The sequence below is a fragment of the Streptomyces sp. AgN23 genome (assembly GCF_001598115.1).
Taxonomy (GTDB): domain Bacteria; phylum Actinomycetota; class Actinomycetes; order Streptomycetales; family Streptomycetaceae; genus Streptomyces; species Streptomyces antimycoticus.
In genome coordinates, this window is the sequence record NZ_CP007153.1 from 10582057 (window position 1) to 10608678 (window position 26622).

The following is a 26622-nucleotide window of genomic DNA, read 5'->3' on the forward strand; positions in this document are numbered from 1 at the left end:
GACGGTCAGAGCGTCACGGCCCAGGTCATCCGCCGCCTGCACCGGCCCGGCGCCGGAGGCGGCTGGTGGCGTGGTGGTGCCAGTCGGTCCAGGAGCGGCCTTCGAAGTGGTCCAGGCCCAGGTCGTGCTTGAGTGCGCGGTAGTCGTGCTCGATGCGCCGGCGGATCTTTGCCAGGCGGACCAGGTCGGCGATCGGGGTGTCGTCGGGCAGGTCGGACAGCCAGAATCGGGTCGGTTTGTCCTTGCCGTCGGGCCATTCGGCCAGCAGCCGCACTTCGGGCAGGACACCGTCCCAGCGGCCGTGCTCAGCCGCCGCTGCCGCCTGGGCCGGCCGACGCGAACGCGCCCCGGCCGGCCGGACCCGGATCGCGAGGAAACGCGAGGTCATCGGGCCCCGGGACCCTTCCCGCCAGGTCACCTCGCCGAAGGCGTCCCGTCCGGCGGCCGCGGCCAGTGCCGCCACCGTCACCGGTGGCTGCCGGTAGCGGGGCCTGGGCCTGCGGCCAGTGCCGGACCAGGCGGGGGCCGTGGGGTGCGCGTCGTGCGGCTGGGCGGTGATATCGCCGCGGATGCCGACCACGTACACGTGTCCCCGCTCGGCCGGGCCGGCGCGGAAGTCCGCGTTCTGGCCGTAGCCGGCAATCGGCCACCACGACCGGCGGCACCAGTCCCCATCCGGCCAGTTCATCCAGGGCCTCCAGTGCCGGCCGCCACTTCTGGCGGTGCCCGACGTCCTCGGGCACGCCGGTCCGCCGTCGCCGGACGGCGTCCTCCGCCCACTCCCGGGGCAGGAACAGCCGCCGGTTCAGCGGGCACGAGGCCGTATCGGAGACCGCGTGCCCGCTGACCGCGACCTGGCAGTTGGCCTGCTTGCCCCAAGCACCGCAGTACTGATGCCCGACGCCGGCCGACATCCTGCCGTCCTTGGGAAACGACACGTCATCGACCGCCCAGGCATCCGGCCCGATCCGCGGCACCATCCGCTCGGCGATCCGCCGGCGCACCGGCACCGGATCCCAGGTGGACTGGTTCACGAACTGCTGCAGGTTCTGCTCGTTGCCGTCCGGCAGCCGAGCGGCCATGGCCTGGACCGACTTGCGGCGGCCGTCCATCATCAGCCCCCGCAGGTAGCAGTCACCCTTGGCGCGCTGATCCTTCCGAGGTACCGAGGCGAACACATCCGCCACGAATAACGCCAACCACGCCCGAACACGATGCACTTCATGTGCATCCACACAGCCCGCAAGCCCCTGAACACAGGCGACACACAGACCTGACGAAGTCCCACTAGTGTCCTGCGCCAGTAGTTGATCGTTAGTTACTGCATGACTTCTTCTGCTGCTGGTGCTTCGGTCCCTCGTCGGGGCCCGAAGCTTGAACCGTTGCTGCTCTCCGACGAGGAGAGGGCGGTGTTGCAACGGTGGTCGCGTCGGGCAACGTCGGCTCAGGCGCTGGCCCTGCGGGCGCGGATCGTGCTGGCGTGTGCGGGCCCGGAGGTGCCGCCGATCGTGGTGGTCGCCCGCGAGTTGCGGGTGGCCGCCGACACGGTCCGCAAGTGGCGGCGGCGGTTCCTGGCCGAGCGACTGGACGGCCTGACCGACGAGCCCCGGCCGGGGCGACCGCCCACCATCGGTGTCGAGCAGGTGGAGGCGGTCGTGGTCGCCACGCTGGAGGAGATCCCGAAGAACGCTACGCACTGGTCGCGGAAGTCGATGGCCGAGCACAGCGGTCTGTCCAAGTCCACCGTCGGCCGGATCTGGCGGAAGTTCCAGCTCAAGCCACACCTGACGGACACCTTCAAGCTGTCCACGGACCCGTTCTTCGTGGAGAAGGTCTACGACGTGGTCGGGCTGTACTTCAACCCGCCCGAGGGCGCGGTTGTCCTCTCGGTGGACGAGAAGTCCCAGATCCAGGCACTGGACCGGTCCCAGCCGGTACTGCCGATAATGCCCGGCATGCCCGAGCGACGCACCCACGACTACGTCCGTAACGGCCTGACCACGCTGTTCGCCGCCTTCGATGTCGCCACCGGCGAGGTCATCAGCTCCCTGCACCGGAGGCACCGGGCGACGGAGTTCAAGAAGTTCCTGGTCAAGATCGACAAGGAGGTGCCCGCGCACCTCCAGATCCACCTCATCTGCGACAACTACGGCACCCACAAGACACCCGCGATCAGGACGTGGCTGTCCAAGCACCCACGCTTCCACATGCACTTCACCCCGACCGGATCCTCCTGGATCAACCAGGTCGAGCGGTGGTTCGGCTTCCTGGCAGACCAGAAGATCCGCCGCGGCGCACACAAGAGCGTCCAGACCCTCGAAGCCGACATCCGCGCCTGGGTCAAGGACTGGAACGCAGACCCCAAGCCGTTCATCTGGACCAAGACCGCCGAGGAGATCCTCGAATCCCTCGCCCAATTCTGCCGACGGATCTCCGGCGCAGGACACTAGTGTCCTGCGCCGGAGATCCGTCGTTAGTTTGTGTATGACTGCTTCTGCGGATGTGCCGGTGCCTCGTCGTGGTCCGAAGTTGGAACCGTTGTTGCTGTCGCCTGATGAGCGTGTGGTGTTGGAGCGCTGGGCCCGCAGGCCGTCATCTGCGCAGGCAGTGGCCTTGCGTGCCCGCATCGTGTTGGCATGCGCCGGTGCTGATGTGCCGCCGATTGTTGTGGTGGCACGGGAGTTACGGATCGCGGCGGACACGGTCCGCAAGTGGCGTCGCCGCTTTCTGGCGGCCCGTCTGGACGGGCTGGTGGACGAGCCCCGGCCGGGGCTCGTCGGTCAGGCCGTCCAGTCGCTCGGCCAGGAACCGCCGCCGCCACTTGCGGACCGTGTCGGCGGCCACCCGCAACTCGCGGGCGACCACCACGATCGGCGGCACCTCCGGGCCCGCACACGCCAGCACGATCCGCGCCCGCAGGGCCAGCGCCTGAGCCGACGTTGCCCGACGCGACCACCGTTGCAACACCGCCCTCTCCTCGTCGGAGAGCAGCAACGGTTCAAGCTTCGGGCCCCGACGAGGGACCGAAGCACCAGCAGCAGAAGAAGTCATGCAGTAACTAACGATCAACTACTGGCGCAGGGCACTAGGGAAGCGGCGGACACCCGGTCTGCCGTCCCAGGGCTCGCTGACGCAGAGTCAGTCGCCGTCGGGCGGCAGTGGCACGTCGTACGCATTGAGGATCGCCGAGATGGCGGCATACTGCGCGACGAGGAAGACGAGTTCAGCCATACCGGAGTCGCCGAAGGTGCGGACCCCGGCTCGGTAAAGCGCTCCCGGCAAAGGCGCGCCGCTGTGCAGCCGGGCAGCCACATCGTGAGCGACCGTTTCCTCGACGGTCATGCCTGCCGGGCGCTGCCCCGCGACCAGGCCCTCGATGATGTCCTCCGGCAGACCGACGTCGAGCGCAACTCGGGAGTGCGAGTACAGCTCGTAGGCCGCGGCATACCGCGAGCCCGTGGTGAGAATCGCAACCTCGCGCACCCGGGGCGGGTGCGATCGCTTGCTTCACCCCTAGGTCTGCGCCTGCGGCATCTCGGGCAGAGGTGATGCCTTGGTCGAGCAGGAGCGACAGGTTGCGCTTTGCTTCGTAATACTGCAGGGAGAAGGCTTGTTGTTCGGCGCGTGTGAGGTTGAAGTCTCGGGCCATCACGTGCACGTGGCAGTCGAACAGCCCGGGGAGGACCGACTTTCCAGAGCAGTCCACAACGTGATCACCGTCCAGATCGGTCCCGACATCGACGACGTGGCGGCCTTCGATGACGAGGTCGGCTATGCCTGCTGCGGTTCCGTCGAAGACCGTTCCATTCTTGAAGACTGTGCGGATTGCCATTGCTCCTCATTTCATGAATGTTCGACTGCGCAGGTCGGGCGCGGGGGGCGCCTGACGCGGCTCGGGCACTTGACAACGTTGACGGCCAGCCCGCTCAGGGCCGTCTCCTTGTACTTGTGGTTCATGTCTGCGCCGGTCTCACGCATGGTGGCGATGACCTGGTCCAGCGAGAGGTGCTGGTTGCCGTTCGCCCCAGAGCGCCATTCGCGCGGCGTTGATCGCTTTCACTGCACCGATCGCGTTGCGTTCGATGCAGGCACCCGTACGAGGCCGGCAACGGGATCACAGGTCAGCCCGAGATGGTGTTCCAGCGCGATCTCGGCGGCGTTCTCCACCTAGCGTGGCGTGCCACCGAGGATCTCTCGGTCAGTCCGGCTGCAGCCATCGCCGACGCGGAGCCAACCTCACCTTGACAACCCACGTCGGCACCGGAGATCGAGACGTTGGCCTTACAGAGGCTGCCCACCGCCGTGGCGGTGAGCAGAAACCTCTCGGCGATGTCGTTGCGTGAATCGTCGTCGGCGCCCTTGCCGGCAGCCGTGTAGTTCAATGCGTAAAACGGTATGGCGGGGATGATGCCGGCCGCACCGTTGGTCGGTGCGGTCACGACGCGGCCGCCGCTGGCGTTCTCCTCATGCACTGCCAACGCGATGAAGTTGACACGCTCTTGCCAGTATTGGTCATGCGCTTGGGGTCCTCGCGGTCCAATCGCGACGCCCATGCACCGGCTCGCCGACGGACACCGAGGCCACCAGGGAGCACCCCTGTGCGCGATACAGCCGAGGTGACGCATGTTTGCATCGTTTGCCATAGTTCTCGCAATCCCTGGTTGAGGTCGGCGCTCGAGCGCCCTGCGAGTTCGTTGTCGCGTATCACTTCGCTGATGCGGGAACCTGTCTGGCCGCAGACAGCGAGCAGCTCCGCCGCCGTGCGGAACGGGTATGCAACCGACGTCGATTGCACGCCGGAGGGGCGCTCCTCGTCGCCGTCGCGGACAATGAACACGAAGTCCTCGATCCGGCAGGGGATTCGCTGCCCTGCGCCGAGGCTCACTGTGCCGGATGCCGTGATGTCCGCCAGCCTTCGCTCAACTTCGCCGGAGTCGGTCCTGGCTGATTGCGCACCATCCAAGCCGAGAAGCACTGCGGTGAACGTGCCGTGCCCGTGTCCGGTCGCGGCGAGCGAGCCGAATATCTCCACTCGCACTGATTCGACGCTGTCCGCCGTGCCCGCTCGTCGTAGGTCCTTCGCAATGGCGGCGGCTGCCTTCATCGGTCCGACTGTGTGCGAACTTGAGGGCCCGATCCCGATGGTGAACAGGTCGAAGACACTGACAGGAGCTGTCGAGGTGGTCATGAAGCGGGACGGTAGTCCGCGTGTGTCATGGTCCCGGCCTGTTGCAGGATTTTACTCGAAAGACGGGTTTGGCTGAGGCATATTGGTCAGCAGAGGGCTGAATTCGCCAGTGGCGTGCCCATGGGCAGTGAGGCGGTGTCCTTCCTTCTTGACCGTGCGCAGCACGACGGAGCGGTCGGCGATGCTGACGCCGGGAAGTTTTTCCTCGAGGGCGGCCTCGAGCCGCTGCACGTCAGCCAGCGTCGGCAACCACACGGCGAGGACGAGGTTGTACTGTCCGACAGTTGAAACCGCGAGGCGGATCTCGCCGATACGCGTGAGCACCGACCCGACGCGCTGCACGAGCGCGGCAGGGACACGGAGGAAGTACCACGCATGAACCGGCCGGCCTGATTGCGCTTTTGCCATATCCAGGCGGGTGTCCAACCGCCCTTGTGCAGTCATGGCCGCAACCGCATCCCGTACCCGACGTTGGCCCACGCCGACGCTCCTCGCCAGGAAAGCCACTGTCGCCCTGCCATCCGCTCCCAGAAGGCGAAGAAGTTGGTCCTCCAGCTGAGAGTCGACGCGGCCCCTCGGGGATCGCGAGACCTCGATGCTCCGCTCTACCGCAGCGATCTCCTCGACTGACAGGGAGCGAAGACGCCACTGACCTCCGTCCACGAAGGGTGACGTGAACAAGTGGGCCCGGGTCGCCCGAATCCCGTCAAGTTTCGGTACCCGCATCATCAAATACTCCGTGAGGGCATCCATGCTGGATGTGGCCACCAGCACGAGCATCTCGCGTCCCCCGGCCGTGAGGTCCACCGTGAACGCTTCACTGTCCGCCGAGATCTCCTGTGCGAGACCGAGCGTGGCGGCAGGGTGGGCTTCGATTTCCAGTATGGCCGACGGCCCTCTCAGCTCCGGGCCGGGATGTCCGGACACCCATGCGATGCCGGCCTCGACGATGCGTTCCCAGCGCCGGGCGAGGGTGACCGCGTCGACCCCGATAATCGGCGCCAGCGCAGCCCAGCGTGCTCGCGGGTTGATCTGGAGGGCATGGATGAGCCGCCGATCGAGCTCATCGAGGTCGTAGTCCTGCCGACTCTCGTCCAAATGACTCATAAGACTTGACTCTATGTTACGGGAAAAGGTTGATGTTTCTGCGGGCATGCGGTTGTTCAAGCGCAGTGTGCCGAAGCATCCCGACGTGGCTCCGTGCGGAGATTCCAGACGCCGCAACTCGCGACGCCCTTTGAGTGCCAGCGTGGAGCTCGTGACGCTGGCCGAATTGTGGCAGAAGGACACGCCTGCCTGCCGTCAAACTTCATCGCGGTCGGCTTCTGGGGATTTTTCCTGCGTTGCCGGTCATGACGCTTCCTCGCGGAGTAATGATCTTCGCATTAGTGCGAGAGCGTCGGTATCCCGGCGCTGACGAAGGAGGACGACCTTGGCGACCATGTCAGACCCTCGGTGGGAAGGCCACGTGCCACCGACCGCATTTGAGGAGTACTCAGAGAAGTACGCCGCTTTCTTCAAGATGCGCAGGGAGAACGGGATCATCGAGCTTCGGCTCCACACTGACGGCGGTCCGTACATCCACAACTGGGCCGCCCACAACGCGTGGAACCGGGTGTGGCAGGACGTGGGCAACGACCCCGACAACCATGTCCTCATCCTGACCGGCACCGGCGAGACCTGGTTCCGAGGCGACCCCGAGGAGACGTGGCCGCGGCCCATCGTCGACGAGGAGCCCGACTACATCTTTCAGCAGACCATCGATGCGTGGAAGCTGATCGAGAACTTCGTCAACAACCTCGACATCCCGACGATAGCGGCGGTAAACGGTCCCGGGATCCACACCGAGTTCGCGCTACTCTGCGACATCACTCTGGCCGCGGAGGACGCAGACTTCATGGACCCGCACTTCATGGCGGGCACCGCGCCGGGAGACGGACTCTCGCTCGCCCTGCAGCACCTGATGGGCACGAAGCGGGCGGCCTACGACATCTACAGTGGCCGCTCCATCCCCGCGCGGAAAGCACTCGACTACGGGCTCGTCAGCGACGTACTTCCGCGTGAGGAGCTCCTGCCGAAGGCGTGGGCGATCGCAGGCGACATCATGAAGCGCCCGCGGTTCGCTCGCTGGGCAACCCACAACATCGTGTCTCGCCCCTGGCGCAAGCTCGTTGCCGAAGACTTCGGTTTCCACTTCTCGCAACAGATGCTTGCCACCGTCGCTGCCAAGCGACAGGTTCCCGACCCCGACCTAGTCGTCGAGGCGCGCTCACGCAACGTGTGGTGAGAACCTGAGGGACGGAGCAGGTTGTCGGCCGCCGTCACGGACGGCGGCCGACACTTGTCTACTGATCTCCTCGGGGTGTTGCCGGATGGCGAGTCAATTTCGCGCGAGCGCCGTGAAACAGCTGCCGATCAGAGCGGGGCGACTGTTCGCGCGCCTGGACGAGGCCGTCACGACCCGGAATGCCCAACTGGCCCGAGAACTGCTGGCCCGCGCCAACGCGACCGCCGCGCACGACCGCATCGAGGACGAGGACCGGATCGCGGGCGCCGCCGTCGACTTCGCGGTCGCGCAGCCCCGAGTGCAGGGAGCCGCGAACGCAGAGCGAGCCATGGAACGGGCAGAAGAGGAGTTGGCGGAGCTGACCGCGCGGGCCGCCTTCGAGACGGTGCGCCGGGTCGTGAGAGATCTGCGACACCGTCCGCGGCGCCGCACGTCGAAAGCGACGCTGTACAGCCAGGCGCAGTTGCTCGTCGAAGAGGCGGCCAAGGCGGGCAAGTACGTCACCGTGTCCCAGCACCAGGAGATCGACCGCTGGATAAAGCGTGCGGAACACGCACAGGCTGGCGCGCCCGCCCCGACGGCTCCTGCACGGACCGTGGGGAAGGACCCGGTGTCGTCGAAGCCGCGCGCGAACGCGGGCACCGGAACAGCAGAGCAGTCCGACACGATCACGGTGTGGGTGTGGAAGGACCGCTACGGCGGCGGCCTGCACGCCGCCGACACGCAAACCCGCCCAGAGGCGTCCGTGCGGCATGATCGATCCGCTGACCGACATGCCTGCCGTACACACACGCGACGGAGGGATCGAAACCCTCGCCCCGCAACGCCTGCCCATCATCTCCCGCTCGCCACCCTGACCATCGGCCACGGTGCGGTCTGGGTGCGCACCGAGAACGGCGCCGTCTTCCTGGCGCCCCAAGGTGATGAAGGGAGGCAACTACACCACCGATTATGGCGGCGGAGGGCCGAGGGCGCTTGCCAAGCTCATCGACACGCTGCTGGACGACATCACCAACCCAGCGCCCGACTATGGAGCAGAACAGCCGTCGCCCGGTCTCGTGTACGCCACACAGGAAGGGTGGAAAGGCCGTACCCCACCGTTCACCCTGACCCGGGGCGAGCTCGAGAATCTCCGGGACGGACAAGGTCCTTCGTCCCTGCCGTCTGGGCTCGGGCCATCAGCACGCGACTTCGGTCTGCGTCAGCTCGCGCAGGAGGCCGCTTCCCATTTCGGTCCGATAGTCGTTGACCTGCTGATACGGGGTCCAGAAACGGGGCCTGTCAGGGCCGGTCAGGCCCCGTTGGCCGACGACGGCCCCTGCGGCCCGCCGCTCAGACCGGAACCGAGCAGACGGACAAGGGACGGCCGACATCCCGGATAGGTGGAACCGCCTCCGCCAGGGCATTCACCAGTTGTGTATCTGTGGATGGTTCACTCTTGCCTTGCCCTCATCAAGGGGCAAGAGGCGAACCGTTCAGGGACTCGCAAGACGGGGAGGACACGAGATGCTGATCGAGAGGGTATTCCGCAGCGAGGACTTGCCCCCGGCCGACCGGTTCGACTGCTGGCGCGAACTGGTCGGCCAGACCCATGCTCCACTGGAGCTGCGCAGTGACCACTGGGCGGATTTCCGGGCTTCCCAGCGCCTGCTGGACCTCGGTGCCGTATCCGTGTGGCCGACAGCCTTCCAGCCACTGTGCTTTCGACGGACGCCGAAACTGATCCGGCAGTCCGATCCCGAGGGGCTGCATATCTCTCTGCCTCTGAGCGGGGCGCTGCGCGCCGTCCGGGGCGAGGAAGAGGCCGTCTACGGTCCGGACAGTCTGTGCGTCGTCGACACCTCGCGGCCCGTCGACATCCACGGGGGTGACGACGCCAGCCTGCACACGGGGGTTGGGCTGGAGGTCCCCAAAGCACTGCTGCCACTGCCCCGTAACCAGCTCGACCAGGTAACCGGGCTGCGGCTGTCAGCGCAGGAAGGGTTCGGCTCCCTGCTGGCACAACTGCTCACCCAGCTGGCAAAAAGCACCGATTCCTACCAGCCGACCGATGGGCCCCGGCTCGGGACCGTCGTGGTCGACCTGTTGTCCGCACTGATCGCCCATGCCCTGGACTCGGACAACTCGCTCCCACCGGAAACCCGCCAGCAGGCGCTCGTCATACGCATCCGCGCCTTCATCCAGCAGCACCTGCACGACCCGCACCTGACCCCACGCGCCATCGCTGCCGCGCACCACATCTCCACCAGCTACCTTCACCGCCTCTTCCAGAACGAAGAGGAAACGGTCGCGGCCTGGATCCGCCGCCAGCGTCTGGAACGCGCCCGTCACCACCTCGCCGACCCGGCTCAGCGCACCACACCCATCCACGCCATCGCCGCCCGCTGCGGCTTCCCACGCGCATCCGACTTCACCCGCGCCTTCCGCAGCGCCTACGGCATCCCACCCAAGGACTACCGTAACCAGAGTTCACAGCATTGCCGGACAGACGGCTGTTGATCACCTCTGGGTCACCAGGTATCGGGTGCGCCGACGAATCGGGCCCTGAGGGACCTTTGCCGGGAGGTGACTGAGTTCGGCACGGTAGAGCTTGCGAGGCTCATCGACGACATGTTCGCCACCAACCAGGTGGCGGAGGGCGCGGGGCTCGCCGCCAACCGGGTGGATGTGGATCTGCAGTTGTTCGTGTGGGACATCACGGACGAGTGGGGTATGCGTCATGTCGGGCACACTGCCAACCCGGTCCTTGAGGAAGTATCCGCCGACGGCCGCCGCCTGGTGGAGGAACTCGAAGGGTGCCTGTCCGTCCCCCGTCCGGACCGCGTCCGTCACAGTGTCCGGCGTGAGCAGCTGCTCTCGGCCCTCGAAGCCGGTCACGGCCGCAGCGTGTAGTCCGGCAAGGCCGTCGGCCGACGCCGGGCGCCCGCTCCGGGCAGCTCCATACCGAACCGGGTCACCGTAGAGCGAGTTGTGGTCCCCTCACGAACGAATTACCAGCCTGCCACGCCGGGCGGGCGTCGCACGCCTCTCCCGTCTACCTCACCGGGAGTTCACCTCCGAATCCGCTCACGTGAGTGGACTGGCTGCCAACAAACTGGCGACTGTCTGCTGACGACGCGGCTACGCTCTCCCGCCATTCTGGTGATGCGTTGCCCAGTCCCGTTGCCAGGCGGGTCGGCCTTTGCGGAGGAACGGGAGACATGCGCATCAAGAGGCGAGTCTCCGCCGCGATCGGGGCGGCCGCGCCGATCGGAGTCGCTGCCGACGCCACCCCGGCCACTTTCGAGGAGAAACGATGAGGAAGACAGCTCGGCGGGCCGCCAGCCTGCTGGTGGCGACTGCCGCCGCCGTGTCGGTCATGAGCGTCACGGCGCCGCAGTCGCAGGCGTACGACTGGAAGTGCAATGGCAAGAAGGTCAGCCGCTGCATCACCAAGTCCGGTGGCAAGTTCACCGTGAAGTTCACGAACAACACGAACAAGAAGGTGAAAGGACGCTTCGGCATCACCTGCGCCGGCGACAAGGGACAGAAGCTCTACACCGTGCGGACGAACCTCGCCGCGAACTCGGGCGTCATTCCCGCCCTGCGGACCTGCCCCAAGGGCTTCCGCTACAGCGCCGTTGGCTGGCAGGTCAGCGCCGACACATACTACACGCCGTACATCCGCTTCTGACGCCTGGCCCGGTGGCCCGGTGGCCCGGTGCGGAGCCTGTGCCGGACCGCGGCTTTCGGATGCGAGTTCACACGGAGTCAAACCGCCCCCTCCGGATACCGCATGCCTTCGGCATACCGGCTCGGACGCTGCTTCGTCAAAGTGTTGGTGAGGTCCGGGTTGGGCTGGCGGGCCATCATCCCCATTTCATCGCAGCGGGTAGTCAGTCGAGTTCGTTGCGTATGCTGCCCCAGGGCGGGACCTTCCACGCAGGAAGTTCGTGCCAACTGTCCTAAGAACTCCTAACGGAATGACTCTTTGGGGTCGGCTGCCCGGCGTGGGGGCTGTCGGGCAGCATGGGCCGATGGACTTCGAACAGCCGCTGCCTCGCGAGGTGAAGGTCATCGAATCGGCCTCGCTGTTCAGACTGGAGGAGCGGGCGGGTGGCCTCGGCCTGAGCCAGCGGTTGGACCCGGCGTGGGTGCAAGCGAATGCGGCGCCTGACGGCACCCACTACCTGTGGCCGGCCCTGTGGCACAGCTTGTCCCACCGACCGGACGTTCCACGTCACCTGCGGTGCGAACTGTTGATCACTCTGCGCGCGGGAGACCGCGTGCTGAGCCTGCTGGATGTGATTCCTGACGACTTCACCCCGCTGCCGAAGGTGACCTCACGAGAAGAGGGGATGCGGGTCAGGCGGCTCCTTGACCGTGCTCCTTCGGTCAGGGAACGGCTAATGGGGGAGGGCGAGGGCACTGGCCTGCTGTGACAGGCGTCGCCAGCAGATGAGCGCGCATCCACGGTGAGGAAGGCTTCGTGGATGTCGTCGCGGACCTCCCCGCGGATCCGCAGGCGGCGGAACCAGTGCAGGGGGCGGTTGGGTCGGCCGCGCGGCGAGGTGCTCGCCGTGGGCGAGTCCTGTTCCGCGCGGCCTCCCGCCGAACCGGACATGACGGTTTCCCAGTCATCCGGCTCTCCAGTGATTACGGCGTGAGTGATCTGGCTGGCTGTTCTGAGTGGATGCGGTCGTGGCAAACGTCGCAGGCCACGACCGTTTTGCGGCGCCGGTGGAGCATGACGCGCGCCCAGTCGAGTGGCTGCCATCCGGCATGTGCGAGGTCGGCGAGAGCACGGACGTGGTGCACTTGCACGTTGCCCTTGCTTCCGCAGATCTCGCAGGTGTCCGCCAGGAGTCTCGCGATGAGTTCCTTTTGTGGATAGTCCACCCGGACCGGCTCGCGGTCGGCGAGTTCCGCCGCTCGCTGCCGCTGGAGGGGAATCCCACCGAACCGTGCCACCAGTGGTTTCCTGTTATTCCGCTCGATACGGGCCTCGAAACAGACTCGGGGCCCGTTGGGTGTGTCGATTCTGGCCTTGTGCTTTGCTGCCATCTTCGACACCGACGAACGGTGCTTGGCCGCTAGGGTCTTGAGCATGGAGGTTTCCATGACCCATTGCAGCCGGTGCAGCCGGAAGACATCTCCGGCGAGCAGGTAGTACTGGACAACGCCCCGGTAAACGGTCCCGAAGGTCGCCACGATCGCGTGATCGCTGCTGTTGATCAGGGCCGTCCTCTTCGCGGGGTTTCCGCGGGCGAGATAGGGGGCGCACTTGGCTTTGACCACGTCCTGTGGGACACGGAGAGCGATCTGGCCGTTGACCCGTCGGTAACGGCCGGTCTTCTTCGTGTCGTTGTGCTGGGTCGTGATTTCGTAACCGAGGAACCTCGCTGCCCCGGTGCGGGCATGAGTGATCAGCGTCTTTTCCTGGGACAGTTCCAGTTTGAGTTTGTCACGCAGGAACTGGGCCAGGCGCTGTTTGATCTGCTCGGCTTCGGCTTTTGGTCCGGTGAAACCAAGGAGATGATCGTCCGCATAGCGTATGTAGCGCAGTCTGCGGTATGCCGGATCGTTGGGATCCGCGCTCGGCAGACTGACCATCCGCTGACGTAACGCACGGGCCTGGACCCGGTCGCCGCGCCGGCGGGCTTTCGCCAGCAGATTCTGCACCTCCAGATAGGCCGGGTTTCGGGCCCGGCGCTTCCCTCGGGTGTACTCCGGAATCAGAACTGTCTCGACAAACTCGTCCAGCTTGTGCAGGTAGATGTTGGACAGGACTGGGGAGGCCACTCCGCCTTGCGGCGCTCCGGAGAGCGTGGCACCCCACTTCCAGTCCTCCAGGTATCCGGCTGTCAGCATGTTGCGCACCAGCCTCAGAAACCGCTGGTCATGGATCTTCTCGCCGAGGATCGACAGCAGCACCTGATGGTCCAGGCTGCCGAAGCAGTCGGCGATGTCCCCTTCGATGAACCAGGACGTCCCAGTCCAGGTGTGGTCCACCTCCCGCAGAGCGGTATGGCAGCCACGGCGGGGACGGAATCCATGGGAGCGGTCGGAGAACATCGGCTCGTAATACGCCTCCAATAACAGGCGAATCACTTCACCGACGAGCTTGTCCGACCAGGTCGGCAGCCCCAGCGGACGCGTCTTCCCGTTCTTCTTCGGGATATGGACACGCCGGACCGGATGGAAACGGTAGCGCTCGTGACGCATCGCCTCGATGATCCGGTCGATCTTCCGCTGTGACATGCCGTCCACGGTTTCCGACGTGACCCCCGGCGTCATCGCACCATGGTTGGCGTAGATCCGCCCGTAGGCCAGCAGATACAACTGCGGGTTGAACAGTTGCCGATACAGTTCATTGCACGGCAGGCCACACCTGCCGCGTTCACGCAGGACACCCAGCACCGTTTCGGCGTTCTGCATTTCGCATACCTCCCGACTCTGTGGTGTCCGAATCACCTGGCCCCCTTCGCCCGATGCGGACGGCTTTCCCGTCCTCCCTGGCCGGTCGTTACTCCGGCGACTACTACGGGGCCTCCGTCGCCATAGGACTCGCATCCCGTAGGCGATCCCACGTTCGTCCCTGTCTGCACGTTCTAGCGCTACTTAGGCGTCCCACTCATCTCCTTGAATGCCCTCGCTGGACATCGCTCCGAGCTCCGGAAGTGCACCGGACAACCTTCGAATCCAGGGCAGAGCACGGCGCCGGTTTCAGTCGTCTTTCCGGCGGATGAGAACTTGCATCTTCTGGAGATTGGGCTTCAAACAATCCAGTCTTCGCCATATCACGCGGGCCGCCCAGCACACCGTCCCTGACAACTGAGCCCGGTCACTGGTTTTCTGACATGCTGTTGTCCCCTTCACCTTTCGGATCCAGGTAAGTCATTCGGCCCAGGAACCTCCTTCCGAGTTCCTCCCAGCTGAGCCGGGGATACAAACAGAGCGCCTCGTGGCGCACAAGGCACGCTCGACCACCCAGCGCCTGGTGCCGAGTCCGGAGCCGGGTTCGGTGCCGCGTCGTGCGATCAGCGGCTTCACTCCCAGCGCGCGGACGAGGCGGCGGTACTTGTCGTGGTCATAGCCACGGTCACCGAGCACGACGTCGGGGCGGCGCTGGGGTCGGCCACGCTTGCCCCGCACTGGCGGCACTGCCTGGAGCAGGGGGACGAGCTGGGTGACGTCATTGCGGTTGCCGCCGGTCAGGGTGACGGCGAGCGGGATGCCGGCGGCATCGGTGATCAAGTGGTGCTCGCTGCCCGTCCTGCCCCGGTCGACGGGGCTTCGTCCTGTCTTGGAGCCCCTTTTAGCGCTCTGACGTGGGAGCCGTCGACCGCCGTCAGGGAGAAGTCCAGGGCATCCGCGCTGCGGAGCTTGGCCAAGAGCGTTTCGTAGAGCCGGGGCCACACGGCGGCCTCGGTCCACTCGGCCAGCCGCCGCCAGCACGTCATGCCCGAACCGAAGCCGAGCTCCTGCGGCAGATGTTCCCAGGCCATCCCGGTATGCAGCACGAACAGGATGCCCTGGAACACCAGCCGGTCCGGATGCCGCTTCCGTCCCGGATGCCGGGCCCGACGCTCGACCTTGGGCAACAGCGGTTCGATCAACGCCCACAACTCGTCATTGACTTCCCACGGCTTCGGCCGAGCCACCCCACACCCCGATCAACGGTCCAGGAGCGATCCAACCACCTCGAAGATCATTTCGTTAGGAGTTCTAAGTGCAGTGGTTCTTCAGGCCGAAACCGGCCAGGCCAGCCGCTGACCGACTGACGTGCGGCTTGCCCGAGACGGGCCTGACGTCTGGTCTGATCTGCGTGTTCCTGCGATTCCATGCCTACGGCCGGGCTGCGGTGTAGCAGCCGCTCGCCAGTCTCCTCGCTGGCCCGGCCCGCGTTGTCTGCCCGGCCGGGCGGGGAGGGCTGGCGGGGACGTTTGCAGGTCGCCGCACGTCGCATCTGTGATCTGGAACACGCGGCTTTGGTGAGACGCAAGTGGAGTGCGATTAACGATGGTTAGTTGTCGTTAGAACGGCATTGTCATCGGTGGGTAAAGGGTGCAGGTGAAGGCATCTGTCGCACCCTCCGTGAGGGCGTGACCTTGGGAGCCGTCGGCGTGCAGTCGGGAACAGATTCGAACGAGAGTAACCGCCCGGTTGCTTCGCGTATAAAAATCTCGAGTGTGCCGTTCAACGTTTGGGCCTCGTGGTCGATTAGCTGGTGATCGAGGGCAAGGACGCTCTCCAGCGCCCCGAGGGGGGACCAGGCGCTGCTCACCTTTGTTGACCAGAAGGGTCTTGCACTCGTGACTCACGATGTCGCCAACCGCGTGCTGGCTTCGGCTATCGCGCTGCGCGTATTCACCCCGGACGCCGTGGCACTGGCCTGCCGGCTGCTCGGGGCCGGGGTGCGTGTGGGGGCCGCGGCCTTGGTGGAACGCCGCGACGACACCCCGGCTGCCTGCGCTGCCCGCGAGGACGGTGGCCCGGAGTGAACGACCAGCACACGTCGCAGTCCAAGCCCGCCCTGATGGTGCCGCTGCCACAACTGCCGAAGGCATTCTGGGCGTTCCACGACCAGTACTACCGTGCCTACCGCCGCTACGCCCACGTGCATCTGGGTGATCCGCACGCGGCCGGTGAGCTGGTCCACCAGGTGCTGATGCACCTGGCGATGAACTGGGCCCACCTGATGGAGGAGGCGAACCCCGCCGCCTCCGCCTGGGCTCTGCTCAAGGAGAGTGTCGCCGGGGAGCTGCGGATCCAGGGCCGCAAACCCGCGGTGCCCGAGACGGCCATGCTGCAACTCGTGGTGCGCGCGGTGCTGGAGTCCAGCCGCCAGGAATTCGAGGTCATCGAAAGCGCTCTGGGTCTGTATCCGGCGATAGCCAGGCTGCCCGAGCGGCAGTTCGACGTGATGGTGCTCCGCTACGTCCTTGGCTCCTCCACCGACACCGTCGCCCGCATCATGGGAGTCACAGAGGCCACAGTGCGTTCGCACTGCCACTTCGCGCGCCGGAAGATCGCCCGGGAACTGGGCATAGGGTTCGATACGGACTGCGACGATGAGGAGTGACATGACACCGCGCAGCCTCGATGAACTCCTGGCCGATGCCGAGGTCCTTCAGCATGAGTACGACGATGAGGACAATGCGGCCTCACGTCTGCGGATCGAACGCGAGGTCGCCGACACCTGGTGGCGCAGCGCGCTACTGCTGGAGTCCTCCGCTCAGCGGGTCAAGCCCTGGCTTCCCGAGGACGCCCCCCGCCACCGCACCCCCTTGTGCACGGCCCAGCACGAACAGGCCGCACAGGATCTGCGCAAGCTGTCCACCCTGGTGATCCGCGACTCCCGGGCCGCTCACCACATCGCGCTTCTGGCGCAGTCCTGCCGCGCCGAGCCCGCCAGCGCGCTGATCTTCGCTTGCCTGCTGCACCTGGCGGACAGGGAGGGAGCACAGTTTTGGTGGCAGTTCTCCGCCGGTGCCGGAAGCGCCACCGCGGCACTGTGCCTGTATCTGATGCACATGCAGCGCGGAGAACTCCGCGATGCCGAGCACTGGGCACACGAAGCCGCCTGCCTGGAGCACCTGGAGAACCAGACCAGCCCCAGTGACGACCTGGCCGGCCTCCTGCGCCGGCCTCCCAGCCAGGGACACCGCGGCAGCTGGTACACCCCCCAGTCCATGATCAACCGCACCATGGCGATCCTGCACTCCGGCGTCGCGGCCAGCACGCGCGTCGTGGACAACCCAGCCCTCGCCGACCAGCCGCTGTGCCAGTCACTCGCCGTGGCCGTTCAGCGCCTGGAGAGCAAATCCGACGCCGACTACGGCGCCATCCCCAAAGCCTCCTTCGAACTCGCCGCCCGGCTGGAGGACTGCGCGGCATCGTCCCCCTGAGCCAAGACCCCCACGGGTGCACACAGCTGCCGCGAGAACCGCTGAGCGGGCAGCGGCGGGTACGGCTCCCGGGCCGTGCCCGCGAGGAGCTAACGAGAGCCACTGATCGGCTCTATGTCTGGCCGTGCCGCTCTTCGATGGTGAAGGCGCCGTGTGTGCCGGACAGCCGCAGGATGCGGGCGAGGAAATGCGGGACGGCGCATAGCCGCGGCTCGACGTCACCGGCTTGAGCGGTGCGGGCAGCGGCCAGGAGCGCGCTCAGCCCCGCGCAGTCGCAGAACGTCAGCCCTCTGAGGTCGATGACCACGACACGCTTCTCGCCGACGACCCTCTGGAGGGCTTCACGCACATCTGCGGCGGTGACAAGGTCAAGCTCTCGCCGTTATCTAGTGCTGTCCAGCAATGAGCTAGGTCAGAGCGATACATGCCTTTGAGGCACATGAGGCAAGTCGGTGGTGCATGCCCGCCGACGCGGCGTGAGATTCGGGTTTCTGAGGGTGCCCACCATGAGGCCCTGTCCGAATGACCACGCGCCGCACGGATCGAAGAAGATCCGATTTGCTCTAATGCGCTCAGTCCGTCACCCATTCGGGTGATTGGCGGTAACTGCCCCCGCGCGGAACATTGGAATAGTCGGCGAAGAACGCCAGGAGGATGGCGATAGGGCGGCACCGAGCCCGTCTTCCTCCCACCCGTGGCCGCAGCAAGGTAGATCGACAAGTAGCCGGGGCCTTGCCCGGAACGAGAGCCAGGCTGACGGCTGCAACCTCTGACAAGACGGCGACCGTGGCTCCTTCAAGTCCCGTGCAGCCGGAAGCGGGCGTATCGGTGCCGTACAAATTGCGGCTGCCGCACCGGGGCCGTCCGGTGCCTGATACTCGGGCGGTTCGTGCTGTGGAATGAGGCGTGAATGTCCTTGCAGACCGATGAGCGGTGGACGGCGAGACGATTGGCGACGGGTCCTCCGGTGACCGGCACGGTGGTCGCCTGGGGTGATGACACCTACGGTCAGACCGCAGTTCCGTCGGGTTTGACCGATGTGGTGGCGGTGGCCGCGGGGCAGTTCCATACACTGGCGTTGCAGCCCGATGGCACAGTGACGGCCTGGGGACGCAATGACAGCGGCCAGACCGACATCCCGGCGGGCTTGGGCCATGTGGTCGCGATCGCAACGCACCGTGACCACAATCTGGCATCGATATCAGACGGCACGGTCGTCGCCTGGGGCAGCAACACCAATGGGGAGGCGACCGTACCGCAGGGCCTGACCGGAGTCGTGGCGGTGGCCGCAGGCTCGACCCACAGCATGGCGCTGCGCTCGGACGGCACGGTCGTCGCCTGGGGCAGCGATCTGATGGGGCAGGTGGATGTCCCATCGGGCCTGACTGACGTCGTGGCCATCGATGCGGGCGGGCATCACAGCGTGGCCGTGAAATCCGATGGGACGGTCGTCGCGTGGGGGTGGAACCGGTATGGCCAATCGACGCTCCCGCGGTGCCTGCCGGCCTCGATTGGCGTCAGTTGCACCCGGTTCGGCAGCCTCGTGCTGCTGGCCGACCAGACCCTCTTCGGATGGGGCAGCGACCAAAACGGTGAGACGACCATCCCCTCCACGTGCGGTGTCAGCGCTTTCAATGCCGGCGGCTATCACATTCTGGCGATCAGAGTGGATGGCACGCTGGTGGGTTGGGGATCCAACGTTAACCGCCAGCTCGACATCCCGCCGGGTGTGAACAACGTGCTCGCCGTCGCCGCGGGGTTCCATCACAGCGTCGCGCTGATCGGGCCGACCACCCGTGCTGCCACCGCCACCGCACTGACCAGCAACCCGAACCCGTCGGTGTTCCACCAGCCGATCACCGCATCAGCCACCGTCACCCCCACGTCCGCCACGTCGCAAACGCCAACCGGGACGGTGGATTTCTTCATCGACGGATTCGGCATCGAACGTGCCGCTCAACCAGGCTGGAACAGCCCACACCGAATTCCAGGCACCAGAAGTCGGCACACACCCGCTGATCGCGATCTACAACGGCGACATGAACTTCGCCGGCTCGGAAAGCGGGACGGTCATCCAACGGGTCAACGCCGGTGCCACAAAGACGACACTGACGTCCACCCCGAACCCGTCCGCACTGGGGCAGTCGGTCACGTTGACCGCCAACGTCACCGCCATACCGCCTGCAGGCGGAATCCCCGTCGGCACCGTCACCTTCACCGTGGACTCCACCGTGCTGGCCGCCGTTTCGGTGGACTACCGCGGGGTGGCGACTACGACGGCCTCCTCACTCACCGCAGGAACCCACACACTCGGCGCCAGCTTCCAGGACAGCTTCCGCTACACCACATCCAGCGCCGCCCTCGTCACGCAGCAGGTCAACCCCTGAATCGGACGGCGACAGCCCTTGCGGTTCAGGCCATCGGGTGGACCAACGACTTGTCCACGCGCCCGCTGCCTTTTCCGAGCCCCCCGACGGGTGCGGTCGTGGCTCCTGCGATGTGTCTCGGCAAGGGGCAGAGCATCCACGCAAAGTGATGTTGACACTGCTCTTTCCGCCTGAGGACCAGGTTGCACACATTCACCTGGGATTGCGTTGCGAGCGATCACAGGTCGTGGACAGGCCGCCTTTATCGAACTCTTTCGCAGGTAAGGAGGCACCGGCGATGGTAGCGCCCACGATCACCAGTCTCAGCCCGTTGTCCGGCACAACCGCCGGCGGCAACCCGGTGGTACTCAAGGGGAAGAACTTCAACACCCCCGCAGTCACCAGCGTGACCTTCGACGGCAACAGCGCCACCTTCACGATCAACTCCGATGAGCAGATCACCGCGACCGCGCCCACGCACCCGGCGGGGTCGGTGACCGTCACCGTCACCAACGCCAATGGCAGCGCCACCGCCGGCTACTCCTACGGCAGTGGCTTGACGCTGAGCCCGACTCAGGGGCCGACCGGCGGGGGGACGGTCGTGGACATTTACGGCATGGGCCTCGCCGGTGCCAACTCGGTGCTGTTCGGCTGCACAGCAGCCAGGTCCTTCACACAGCTGTCCGCGACCCACCTGCAGGCGGTCAGCCCAGCCGGGGGTGGAGAGGTCCACGTCGTGGTAATGGCGAAAGGCACCGCCAGCGCCCCGGCGTACTTCTACTACAACCCCGCGCCCTTCACCTCCGGCATCAACCCGGTCGCCGGGCCCCTGGCCCGGGGGACAGCGGTGACGATCACGGGCCAGAACCTGTACACCACCACCGCCGTCACCTTCGGCGGGATCCCGGCCACCTCCTTCGCCGTGGTGTCCGACAGCCAGGTCACGGCGGTGCCCCCGGCCAGAGCAGCGCCGGGCTCGGTCCAGGTCAAGGTGACCACCGCAGGCGGCGTCGCAGGAAACCTGTCGTTCACCTACGACACGACCCCGACGATCAGCGGCCTCAGCCCATCGTCCGGCTCCACCAACGGCGGTGACACGATCACGATCAACGGCACCAACCTGGCCGACACCAAGGCGGTGACCTTCGGCGGAAACCCGGCCCACTTCGGCGTCATCGACAGCAACACAGTCACCGCGATCACGCCCCCCAGCCCCGCAGGACCCGCCGACATGACCGTCACCACGCCCGGCGGCACCGCGACCGACCCAGGTGCCTTCACCTACCAGGCCCCGCCTGGCGGTTGAGGACATGGCCCAAGACCCACCGGCCCGTTGCGCGGCACTATCAAGCTCTGCGAAGCCTCCGGTACGACAAGGGGACGGCTCCTGCCGCACCGAGGTCGTCAAGGTCGGGTATCTGCCTGCGGGGCGACGGACAGCGCGTGTGGATGCAGGCCCGTTGCGAGACCTGCCGCACCGCCGTTCCCAACGGCCCGGCCCCGGCCAGCGGCACGGACCCTGCATAGCCGAGGGCCCCTATGCCGGACCTGCGACCTTTTGGCCGGCCCTCCACGGCGCCCTTCCGGACTCCCGTCACAGCTTCACCCGAAAGGGTGAAGCTGTGACGGGAGTCCGTGCTTGAAGCGGCTGGTCAGCGTCGATGAGCCGTCATATCGCGGAATCGGCACGGTGTTTGGGACCGTTCGCGAGGCGCGTTCATATGATTACGATACGTGCCCGTCTGAGTTGATCTCTGATGGGACCATGACATGACCTGCACCGATGAGGACGTCCGCGAAGGCCGGTCGCCTCATGGACGAAGGCCGCGACAACAGGCTGTCGCTCGGCGAGAAGCTGCTGGCGGTCGCCGGACTGAACAACGACAGTGTCTTCGAGGAGTTCTGCGGTCGGATCGGGCTCGCGCCCGCCTGCGGGGGAATACCGCCACACCGCCCGCATGGCCACCCCGGCGATATGCCAGTTAATCGCCGAAGGCACCATGCACGTCAGCTACAGCACGCTGCGTGAGGGCGCCCGGCCCAGGCCAGGCGGCATACCGGCGGACGAGGGCTGGGCCAAGCTCCGCACCTTGCTGAAGGAGGCCCGCGAGGCGGGCCGCGACCGCGTCACCCTCGCGTACTACCAGCAGGTCCTGGGCACCGCGCCGGCCCTCAAGGAGCTGGTGGGGTTCTGGCCCAACTTCTGTGGTGCGGGCACGCTCAGTGAGTTGCTCGACGAGGCCGTTACGGCACCGATGCGATGCCCCCGTCGACGCGCAGGTTGATTCCGTTGATGTAGCCGGCCAGCGGGCTGACGAGAAACGCGACCGCTGCCGCGATATCGGCCGCGGTGCCGAGCCTGCCCGCCGGGTTCGGGGCGTACTCGGCCACCACCAGCGGTTCCAGCTCCGGCCATTGTCCGGGCCAGCCTCGTGCGGCCGCTCCGTCTTCGAACATCTGTCGCATGCCGTCCGTGACGATCACACCGGGGCTCACCGTGTTCGCGGTGATGCCGGATCCGGCCAGATGTTGGGCCAGGCTGGTCGTCATGTTGACCACCGCTGCCTTCGCCGCCGAATACTCGACCATGTTCGGCAATGGAGTCGTCGCGGCCCGGCTGCCTACATTCACCACCCGCCCCCACCCGCGCTCGCGCATCCCAGGCACCAGGGCCCGGATGAGCCGCACCGCGGACACGACGTTCCCGTTCACCGCGTCCAACCACATCGCCGGCTCCGCAGTTTCCCAGTCATGCTCGGAGAAGGGGCCGGCGTTGTTGACCAAGATCTCCACACCCCACTCGAGGGCCTGCTCGGCCACCGCCCCGGCGGCGTCCTCATCAGCAAGGTCTCCCAGGGCGACGCCCACTACTCCGCCGACAGCACGAAGCCGCGCTGCAACCTCGCCGACACGCGCAGGGTCGCGGCCATGCACCAACACCGCGCACCCTTCATCGACCAGCCGCTCGGCCACGGCGGCACCGATGCCCCCGCTGCTCCCCGTCACCATCGCCCGTCGTCCCGCAAGGTCCAGGTCCATACTTCGGGAGGCTAGACCACGCCTGTGACAGCCGGTGCCGACCGCAGAGCGAGGCCCGCGATGACGGCGTCGAGATCACGTTCGAGACCGTTGACGAAGGTGTGCATGCTGGGCAAGTCGTCAGTGCGGACCGCCGCGATCCATTCGAGGAGTCGGTCGCCCTGGAGCTGAGCGAGCATCTGGGCGAAGGAACGGACATGCCTGGTCAGAGCGTCTAATTCAGGGCAGTGTGACAGGACGGACTTGAGTTTGAGCCGGTCAGTCTCCGGGAGGGCATCGGGGTGAGTGAGGATCCACCTGGTGACCGTCCGAGGTGTAGGTGGGCGAGTGTCCGCCGAGGTGGCTCTGCGGAAAGCGACAAGGTATGCGCGAACGGTTCCGTATCCGCCGGCGGATCCGTGAGCCTTGATCTCCTCCCAGAGGGTCCACGCGTTCGTGCAGCCCTCGGCCCACCGTTCGTGAAGGTAGGGCTTGAAGCCGTGCGGGAGCCGGGCGACGTCCTCGTCGCGGACCTCATGTCCCTCGGCCCGCAACCCGGCTCACCGGGCGCGGTGCGGGAGCTGTCGGAAGAGTGCGGCTGTCGCCCGGCGGCGGCCGTAGGCGATCCAGCCGAGGATCGCGGCGAGGATGAGCGGGGTGTACCAGTAGGTGGTGTCCAGATAGGCCCACAGGAAGATCTCGGCGCCTGCCATGAGTCCGGTCAGGGCCAGGGCGGCGAGGCCGGCCAGGCGTGGGACCAGCAGGCCGATGGCGCCCGCCACTTCCAGGCCGCCGACCAGGTACATGAACCAGTCGCCGTAGCCGATCCGGTCAAATGACTCGGCGGCAGCCGCTATCCCGGCCAGCTTCGGGAAGCCGCTGGCGACAGCGAAGAAGAGGGCGAGGGTGATCTGGGTGGCCCACAGCGCGACACCGGTCCGGCGGGAGACCCCCGGCGCTGGAGCGGCGGAGGTGGTGTGGGTGGTGGCAGTGGTCATGATGGGTCCTTGAATGTCGGTGGGCAGTGCGCGGCAAGCGCGGTCACCTGTATGACTGCGATCGCGGGCAAAGTTCATCGCTCCCGGATGCCTTCGCCCCGCGGTCCTTTGACCGCGGGGCGAAGCAGCGTTGCCGCGTTGACCGGCATGCTCGGCACCTGTGCGTGATGCGCCTCGGCACAGCCCCTTGGTGCGCTGGCGGTCCGCGCCGGTGGCACGGTGGGCGGTGCCCTTGTGACATGGCCCTGTTCTCGTATTGCTGATCAGTCGTTAGCAGCCCTGGCCCGGGACGTTGCTCTCGGCCGGACTGTTCGAGTGATGGTCCGCCACGCCTGTCGTATAGCTATCCGATGCCTTGCCGTTGAGCGGCGGGCGGTCTGGCTACGGCGAGGTGGCGTGTAGCGCAGAGTGAGTAGCTGTTTGCGATCCCGGGATCTTGAACGGCTGATCGGGTGCAGTGCCGGGTCCTTGGCCACCCTTCTGCCGTGTCAAGTCCTGCTGTGTTGCATGGGTGCTCGGGGCCTGCTTCCGTCACCAGACCCATGGCTCGGCTCAACCTTGCTTGAGATCCGCCGTTGCTTGGAACTCGTCGAGGTCGAGAATTGCCCGTCGGATCACGCGAAGGTCTTGGGCCGAAACGTCGAGCCCGATGTGTTGCTCCTCGCCGTCGTCGCTTTTGAAGGGCAAGAGACCTTGGGGAGCGTAGTTGGTGTGGAGCAGATCGATCAGCCAGACGTCGAAGCGCTCGCCGGGCTGATCTCGCTCAGGTGCCGGCGCTCAACGCGGGCTGCGCCGACTCCGGTAGGCCGCGACGCTGGCCCGGTGTGCGCAGGTTCGGGTGCAGTACTGCTTCGAGCCGTTGCGCGAGAGGTCCACGAAAGTGGCCCGGCAGGTCGGCCCGGCACATACGCCGAGACGAGCGGGACCGAGCGTGGCGATCACGGAGGCCAGCGCGCTGAGCGTAGCCGCGGCAAGGTGCGCCGAGCAGCGGTCGGTGTCGGAGGTCACCTCGGTCCACCAGCGGTCGTCCTCGTGGCGCAGTACCGGGGTGGCGCGGCTGCGACGCAGACCGTCGTTGATCAGAGCCGCAGCTTCGGCCGCGTCCGCGTTCGCCCGTTCGAGCACCTCACGCACCGTCTCGCGCAACGCGCGGACTTCCGCCAGGTCGGCGCGGGTGAGATGCCGCGGACCGGTCCCTTGGTTCGCGGCCGAACTCGGAGGCTCGGCCGCGGGATGGTCGTCAAGGAAGTCCCGGAGCTGCTCCACGGTCTCGAGCGCGTCCTCTCCCTTGATCGGCCTCAAGGTGTTGGCCAGGTCGACGGCCGTCTGGACCACCAATGGGCTGTGATACGCATCCTGCATTTGACGTATCTCCTCACTGCTCCGTAATGTTACACCCAAAGGAGCTTTAGCATGTCACTACATACCCGGCAGGGGACGACGCCGCAGACGATCCGGTCCGGAGGGGCCCCGGCACCGGAGCGAACCGACGCCCCGGACGGGCGTCGTCTGGGGCTGACTCTGGGGATGCTGGTGCTGCCGATGTACGTGGCACTGGGAGCGCCGTCGGTGGCCCTGCCGGCCATCGGCCGCGCACTCGCGGTGCCGTTCGGGGCCACCGCATGGATTCTCGCCGCGTGGTCGCTGACCTCCGCGCTCGCGATGCCGGTCGCGGGTCGGCTGCTGGTCCGCTGGAGCCCCTTCCAGGTCCTCGTCGCCGGGGTCGTGGCGCTCGCCGCGGGCTCCGCGCTCGCCGGAGCCGGGCCGACACTGTCCGTCGTGATCGTCGGCCGACTGATCGGCGGCGCCGGGGCGGGCGCGACCGTGATCGCCGTCTTTGCCGCGGCCACCGCCCTTCCCCGGCGGCAACGGATCCGCGCCCTGGGAATCATCGCGGCCGCCAGCGCGACGGCGTCGGGGTGCGGGACACTGCTGGGCGGGGCGGTGACCGCATGGCTCGGGTGGCGTGCCGTGCTCGCGATCCCGGTCCTCGCGCTGCCCCTCCTGCTGGCCGCATTGCCGAGTAGGCGCGCGCTGACGCGGAGCGGTAGCGGCGAGCGAAACGGCTCGACCGGGCGACTCGATATCGTCGGCGCGGCCGTGCTGTCGGTACTCGCCGGCTCGTTGATCACGTTGCTGCAGGCACACTCGGTCGGCCTGCCCGCTCCGGTCACGCTCGTCGTGGCTGCCGCCGGGGTGCTCGCCGCCGTGGGACTGTGGTGGCGCCTGCGAAGCACGCCCGAGGGGTTCGTGCCTCGGCGGGTGATCGCGGCCCGCGGTTTCCTGGCGGCCGGGCTCGTCGGCGGGACCGTCTTCGCCGGCTACTACGGGGTGCTGTTCCGCGCCCCGTCCCTGATCGAGCAGGCCACGGGCGGTGGCCCCCTGGAAGCCGGCGTGCTCTTGGTCCCGGCCGCCGCCTGCTCGGTGCTGGCCGGGCGGCTGGTCGGCACCTTGACCGACCGGTTCACCGGCTGGCAGGTGTCGGCCGGGCTTGCGGCACTTACCGTGGTCGGTGTGCTCGTGGTCGCGGTCTTCAATGGGCCGATCCCCATTGTCGTCGGCACGGCGTTGACCGTGTGCGGGTTCGCCGGCGCCCAAGCCGTACTGGTGAGCCTCGCGCCGGACCTGGTCGCCGCGGACGACCGCGACACCGCACAGGGCCTGCTCAACTTCATGAACGCCCTGGGTGGCGGGATCGGTCCGGCCGCTGTCGCGGGTCTGTCCGGCATCGTGCCGGTGCCGGTGGCCCTCGCCGCGCTCGCGGCACTCCCCCTGGCCGGACTCGTCCTCAGCCTGACCCGGCGCCCTACCGCCGACCGCCGCCCCCAACCCGACGCCACGCGTGGGAGCCCGCGATGACGGTCCACCTGCATCT

Annotated in this window: 22 protein-coding genes and 5 pseudogenes; 13 read left to right on the forward strand and 14 right to left on the reverse strand. The window is 66.8% G+C overall.

The window, feature by feature from the left end; all coding sequences use genetic code 11:
- Positions 1-64: 64 nt before the first annotated feature.
- Positions 65-1235 (reverse strand): annotated as a pseudogene (locus tag AS97_RS45290) (IS701 family transposase); the annotation flags it as partial.
- Between the two features lie 90 nt (positions 1236-1325).
- On the opposite strand from AS97_RS45290, the gene AS97_RS45295 reads away from it, so the two are divergent.
- A complete protein-coding gene (locus AS97_RS45295) occupies positions 1326-2450 on the forward strand; it encodes an IS630 family transposase (protein WP_086710425.1) in 1125 nt (374 codons plus the stop codon).
- A gap of 232 nt (positions 2451-2682) precedes the next feature.
- Here the strand turns inward: AS97_RS45295 and AS97_RS45300 are convergent, their stop codons facing one another.
- The 4 genes and pseudogenes from AS97_RS45300 to AS97_RS45315 all read right to left on the reverse strand — a co-directional run bounded on the left by AS97_RS45300 (position 2683) and on the right by AS97_RS45315 (position 6295).
- Positions 2683-2994, reverse strand: coding sequence for a helix-turn-helix domain-containing protein (locus AS97_RS45300; RefSeq protein ID WP_210566967.1), 312 nt, complete (start codon positions 2992-2994; stop codon positions 2683-2685).
- 144 nt (positions 2995-3138) lie between these two features.
- Entirely contained in the window at positions 3139-3483 is a 345-nt protein-coding gene (locus AS97_RS45305) for a hypothetical protein (protein WP_210566968.1), read from the reverse strand.
- A 360-nt stretch (positions 3484-3843) separates the two neighbouring features.
- Positions 3844-5188: pseudogene (locus AS97_RS49170) on the reverse strand (L-serine ammonia-lyase).
- Between the two features lie 51 nt (positions 5189-5239).
- On the reverse strand, positions 5240-6295 hold the full coding sequence (locus AS97_RS45315; RefSeq protein WP_059149213.1) for an Lrp/AsnC family transcriptional regulator: 1056 nt from the start codon (positions 6293-6295) through the stop codon (positions 5240-5242).
- 334 nt (positions 6296-6629) lie between these two features.
- Between AS97_RS45315 and AS97_RS45320 the strand changes: the two genes are divergently transcribed.
- On the forward strand, positions 6630-7475 hold the full coding sequence (locus tag AS97_RS45320; RefSeq protein ID WP_086707883.1) for an enoyl-CoA hydratase/isomerase family protein: 846 nt from the start codon (positions 6630-6632) through the stop codon (positions 7473-7475).
- A 58-nt stretch (positions 7476-7533) separates the two neighbouring features.
- Here AS97_RS45320 and AS97_RS45325 read toward each other — a convergent pair whose 3' ends face one another.
- Positions 7534-8028, reverse strand: a complete 495-nt coding sequence (locus AS97_RS45325; RefSeq protein ID WP_210566969.1) for a hypothetical protein — start codon at positions 8026-8028, stop codon at positions 7534-7536.
- Positions 8029-8981: 953 nt separating this feature from the next.
- Between AS97_RS45325 and AS97_RS45330 the strand changes: the two genes are divergently transcribed.
- The 4 genes and pseudogenes from AS97_RS45330 to AS97_RS45345 all read left to right on the forward strand — a co-directional run bounded on the left by AS97_RS45330 (position 8982) and on the right by AS97_RS45345 (position 11896).
- Positions 8982-9974, forward strand: coding sequence for an AraC family transcriptional regulator (locus AS97_RS45330; protein WP_210566970.1), 993 nt, complete (start codon positions 8982-8984; stop codon positions 9972-9974).
- Between the two features lie 6 nt (positions 9975-9980).
- A pseudogene (locus tag AS97_RS45335) lies at positions 9981-10301 on the forward strand (peptide deformylase); the annotation flags it as partial.
- 469 nt (positions 10302-10770) lie between these two features.
- Positions 10771-11148 (forward strand): hypothetical protein, encoded by a 378-nt coding sequence (locus AS97_RS45340; RefSeq protein WP_059149209.1) that lies wholly within the window; start codon positions 10771-10773, stop codon positions 11146-11148.
- A gap of 343 nt (positions 11149-11491) precedes the next feature.
- On the forward strand, positions 11492-11896 hold the full coding sequence (locus tag AS97_RS45345; protein ID WP_210566971.1) for a hypothetical protein: 405 nt from the start codon (positions 11492-11494) through the stop codon (positions 11894-11896).
- A 214-nt stretch (positions 11897-12110) separates the two neighbouring features.
- On the opposite strand, the gene AS97_RS45350 is transcribed toward AS97_RS45345, so the two are convergent.
- Together AS97_RS45350 and AS97_RS48300 are read right to left on the reverse strand one after the other, a co-directional pair.
- Positions 12111-13892: a reverse transcriptase/maturase family protein gene (locus tag AS97_RS45350; RefSeq protein ID WP_185929671.1), complete on the reverse strand. Its 1782-nt coding sequence runs from the start codon at positions 13890-13892 to the stop codon at positions 12111-12113.
- Positions 13893-14429: 537 nt separating this feature from the next.
- Positions 14430-15118, reverse strand: a pseudogene (locus tag AS97_RS48300) (IS5 family transposase); the annotation flags it as partial.
- A gap of 651 nt (positions 15119-15769) precedes the next feature.
- Between AS97_RS48300 and AS97_RS45360 the strand changes: the two are divergent.
- From AS97_RS45360 to AS97_RS45370, 3 genes are read left to right on the forward strand one after another with little or no spacing between them, the layout of a single operon-like run.
- A complete protein-coding gene (locus tag AS97_RS45360; RefSeq protein WP_059146861.1) occupies positions 15770-15958 on the forward strand; it encodes a hypothetical protein in 189 nt (62 codons plus the stop codon).
- Positions 15955-16539, forward strand: a complete 585-nt coding sequence (locus AS97_RS45365) for a sigma-70 family RNA polymerase sigma factor (RefSeq protein WP_247204721.1) — start codon at positions 15955-15957, stop codon at positions 16537-16539. Before AS97_RS45360 ends, AS97_RS45365 begins: the two co-directional genes overlap by 4 nt.
- A gap of 1 nt (position 16540) precedes the next feature.
- Positions 16541-17365 (forward strand): hypothetical protein, encoded by an 825-nt coding sequence (locus AS97_RS45370; RefSeq protein ID WP_210566973.1) that lies wholly within the window; start codon positions 16541-16543, stop codon positions 17363-17365.
- A 112-nt stretch (positions 17366-17477) separates the two neighbouring features.
- Here AS97_RS45370 and AS97_RS45375 read toward each other — a convergent pair.
- Positions 17478-17729 (reverse strand): annotated as a pseudogene (locus tag AS97_RS45375) (STAS domain-containing protein); the annotation flags it as partial.
- 1400 nt (positions 17730-19129) lie between these two features.
- Positions 19130-19294 carry a hypothetical protein gene (locus tag AS97_RS45390; protein ID WP_210566975.1) on the reverse strand — a complete coding sequence of 55 codons (165 nt, stop codon included), beginning with the start codon at positions 19292-19294 and terminating at the stop codon, positions 19130-19132.
- A 20-nt stretch (positions 19295-19314) separates the two neighbouring features.
- Between AS97_RS45390 and AS97_RS45395 the strand changes: the two genes are divergently transcribed.
- The 3 genes from AS97_RS45395 (at position 19315) to AS97_RS45405 (ending at position 22016) form a co-directional block, all read left to right on the forward strand.
- Positions 19315-19752 carry an Ig-like domain-containing protein gene (locus AS97_RS45395; protein WP_210566976.1) on the forward strand — a complete coding sequence of 146 codons (438 nt, stop codon included), beginning with the start codon at positions 19315-19317 and terminating at the stop codon, positions 19750-19752.
- 277 nt (positions 19753-20029) lie between these two features.
- Positions 20030-21037, forward strand: a complete 1008-nt coding sequence (locus AS97_RS45400) for an IPT/TIG domain-containing protein (protein WP_210566977.1) — start codon at positions 20030-20032, stop codon at positions 21035-21037.
- Between the two features lie 694 nt (positions 21038-21731).
- The gene (locus tag AS97_RS45405; protein ID WP_210566978.1) at positions 21732-22016 is read left to right on the forward strand and encodes a hypothetical protein; all 285 of its coding nucleotides are present in this window, start codon (positions 21732-21734) and stop codon (positions 22014-22016) included.
- On the opposite strand, the gene AS97_RS45410 is transcribed toward AS97_RS45405, so the two are convergent.
- From AS97_RS45410 to AS97_RS45425, 4 genes are all read right to left on the reverse strand, one after another.
- Positions 21976-22770, reverse strand: a complete 795-nt coding sequence (locus AS97_RS45410; protein WP_210566979.1) for an SDR family NAD(P)-dependent oxidoreductase — start codon at positions 22768-22770, stop codon at positions 21976-21978. The two genes, AS97_RS45405 and AS97_RS45410, sit on opposite strands and share 41 nt — an antisense overlap.
- A gap of 11 nt (positions 22771-22781) precedes the next feature.
- Positions 22782-22949, reverse strand: coding sequence for a hypothetical protein (locus AS97_RS45415; RefSeq protein WP_161500364.1), 168 nt, complete (start codon positions 22947-22949; stop codon positions 22782-22784).
- A 360-nt stretch (positions 22950-23309) separates the two neighbouring features.
- Entirely contained in the window at positions 23310-23747 is a 438-nt protein-coding gene (locus AS97_RS45420; RefSeq protein ID WP_210566980.1) for a DoxX family protein, read from the reverse strand.
- Positions 23748-24524: 777 nt separating this feature from the next.
- Positions 24525-25109, reverse strand: a complete 585-nt coding sequence (locus tag AS97_RS45425) for a CGNR zinc finger domain-containing protein (RefSeq protein ID WP_059146853.1) — start codon at positions 25107-25109, stop codon at positions 24525-24527.
- 51 nt (positions 25110-25160) lie between these two features.
- Between AS97_RS45425 and AS97_RS45430 the strand changes: the two genes are divergently transcribed.
- Positions 25161-26606, forward strand: coding sequence for an MFS transporter (locus AS97_RS45430; protein WP_210566981.1), 1446 nt, complete (start codon positions 25161-25163; stop codon positions 26604-26606).
- The last annotated feature ends 16 nt before the right edge of the window (positions 26607-26622 follow it).

What these genes read in the sequence shown, in the direction of transcription:
- AS97_RS45295 (WP_086710425.1), top strand. Translation starts at nt 1,326, where the DNA reads ATGACTTCTTCTGCTGCTGGTGCTTCGGTCCCTCGTCGGGGCCCGAAG.
- AS97_RS45315 (WP_059149213.1), bottom strand. Translation starts at nt 6,295, where the DNA reads ATGAGTCATTTGGACGAGAGTCGGCAGGACTACGACCTCGATGAGCTC.
- AS97_RS45320 (WP_086707883.1), top strand. Translation starts at nt 6,630, where the DNA reads ATGTCAGACCCTCGGTGGGAAGGCCACGTGCCACCGACCGCATTTGAG.
- AS97_RS45330 (WP_210566970.1), top strand. Translation starts at nt 8,982, where the DNA reads ATGCTGATCGAGAGGGTATTCCGCAGCGAGGACTTGCCCCCGGCCGAC.
- AS97_RS45340 (WP_059149209.1), top strand. Translation starts at nt 10,771, where the DNA reads ATGAGGAAGACAGCTCGGCGGGCCGCCAGCCTGCTGGTGGCGACTGCC.
- AS97_RS45345 (WP_210566971.1), top strand. Translation starts at nt 11,492, where the DNA reads ATGGACTTCGAACAGCCGCTGCCTCGCGAGGTGAAGGTCATCGAATCG.
- AS97_RS45350 (WP_185929671.1), bottom strand. Translation starts at nt 13,892, where the DNA reads ATGCAGAACGCCGAAACGGTGCTGGGTGTCCTGCGTGAACGCGGCAGG.
- AS97_RS45370 (WP_210566973.1), top strand. Translation starts at nt 16,541, where the DNA reads ATGACACCGCGCAGCCTCGATGAACTCCTGGCCGATGCCGAGGTCCTT.
- AS97_RS45390 (WP_210566975.1), bottom strand. Translation starts at nt 19,294, where the DNA reads ATGAAGAAATCCACCGTCCCGGTTGGCGTTTGCGACGTGGCGGACGTG.
- AS97_RS45400 (WP_210566977.1), top strand. Translation starts at nt 20,030, where the DNA reads ATGGTAGCGCCCACGATCACCAGTCTCAGCCCGTTGTCCGGCACAACC.
- AS97_RS45405 (WP_210566978.1), top strand. Translation starts at nt 21,732, where the DNA reads ATGCACGTCAGCTACAGCACGCTGCGTGAGGGCGCCCGGCCCAGGCCA.
- AS97_RS45410 (WP_210566979.1), bottom strand. Translation starts at nt 22,770, where the DNA reads ATGGACCTGGACCTTGCGGGACGACGGGCGATGGTGACGGGGAGCAGC.
- AS97_RS45415 (WP_161500364.1), bottom strand. Translation starts at nt 22,949, where the DNA reads ATGCTCGCTCAGCTCCAGGGCGACCGACTCCTCGAATGGATCGCGGCG.
- AS97_RS45420 (WP_210566980.1), bottom strand. Translation starts at nt 23,747, where the DNA reads ATGACCACTGCCACCACCCACACCACCTCCGCCGCTCCAGCGCCGGGG.
- AS97_RS45425 (WP_059146853.1), bottom strand. Translation starts at nt 25,109, where the DNA reads ATGCAGGATGCGTATCACAGCCCATTGGTGGTCCAGACGGCCGTCGAC.
- AS97_RS45430 (WP_210566981.1), top strand. Translation starts at nt 25,161, where the DNA reads ATGTCACTACATACCCGGCAGGGGACGACGCCGCAGACGATCCGGTCC.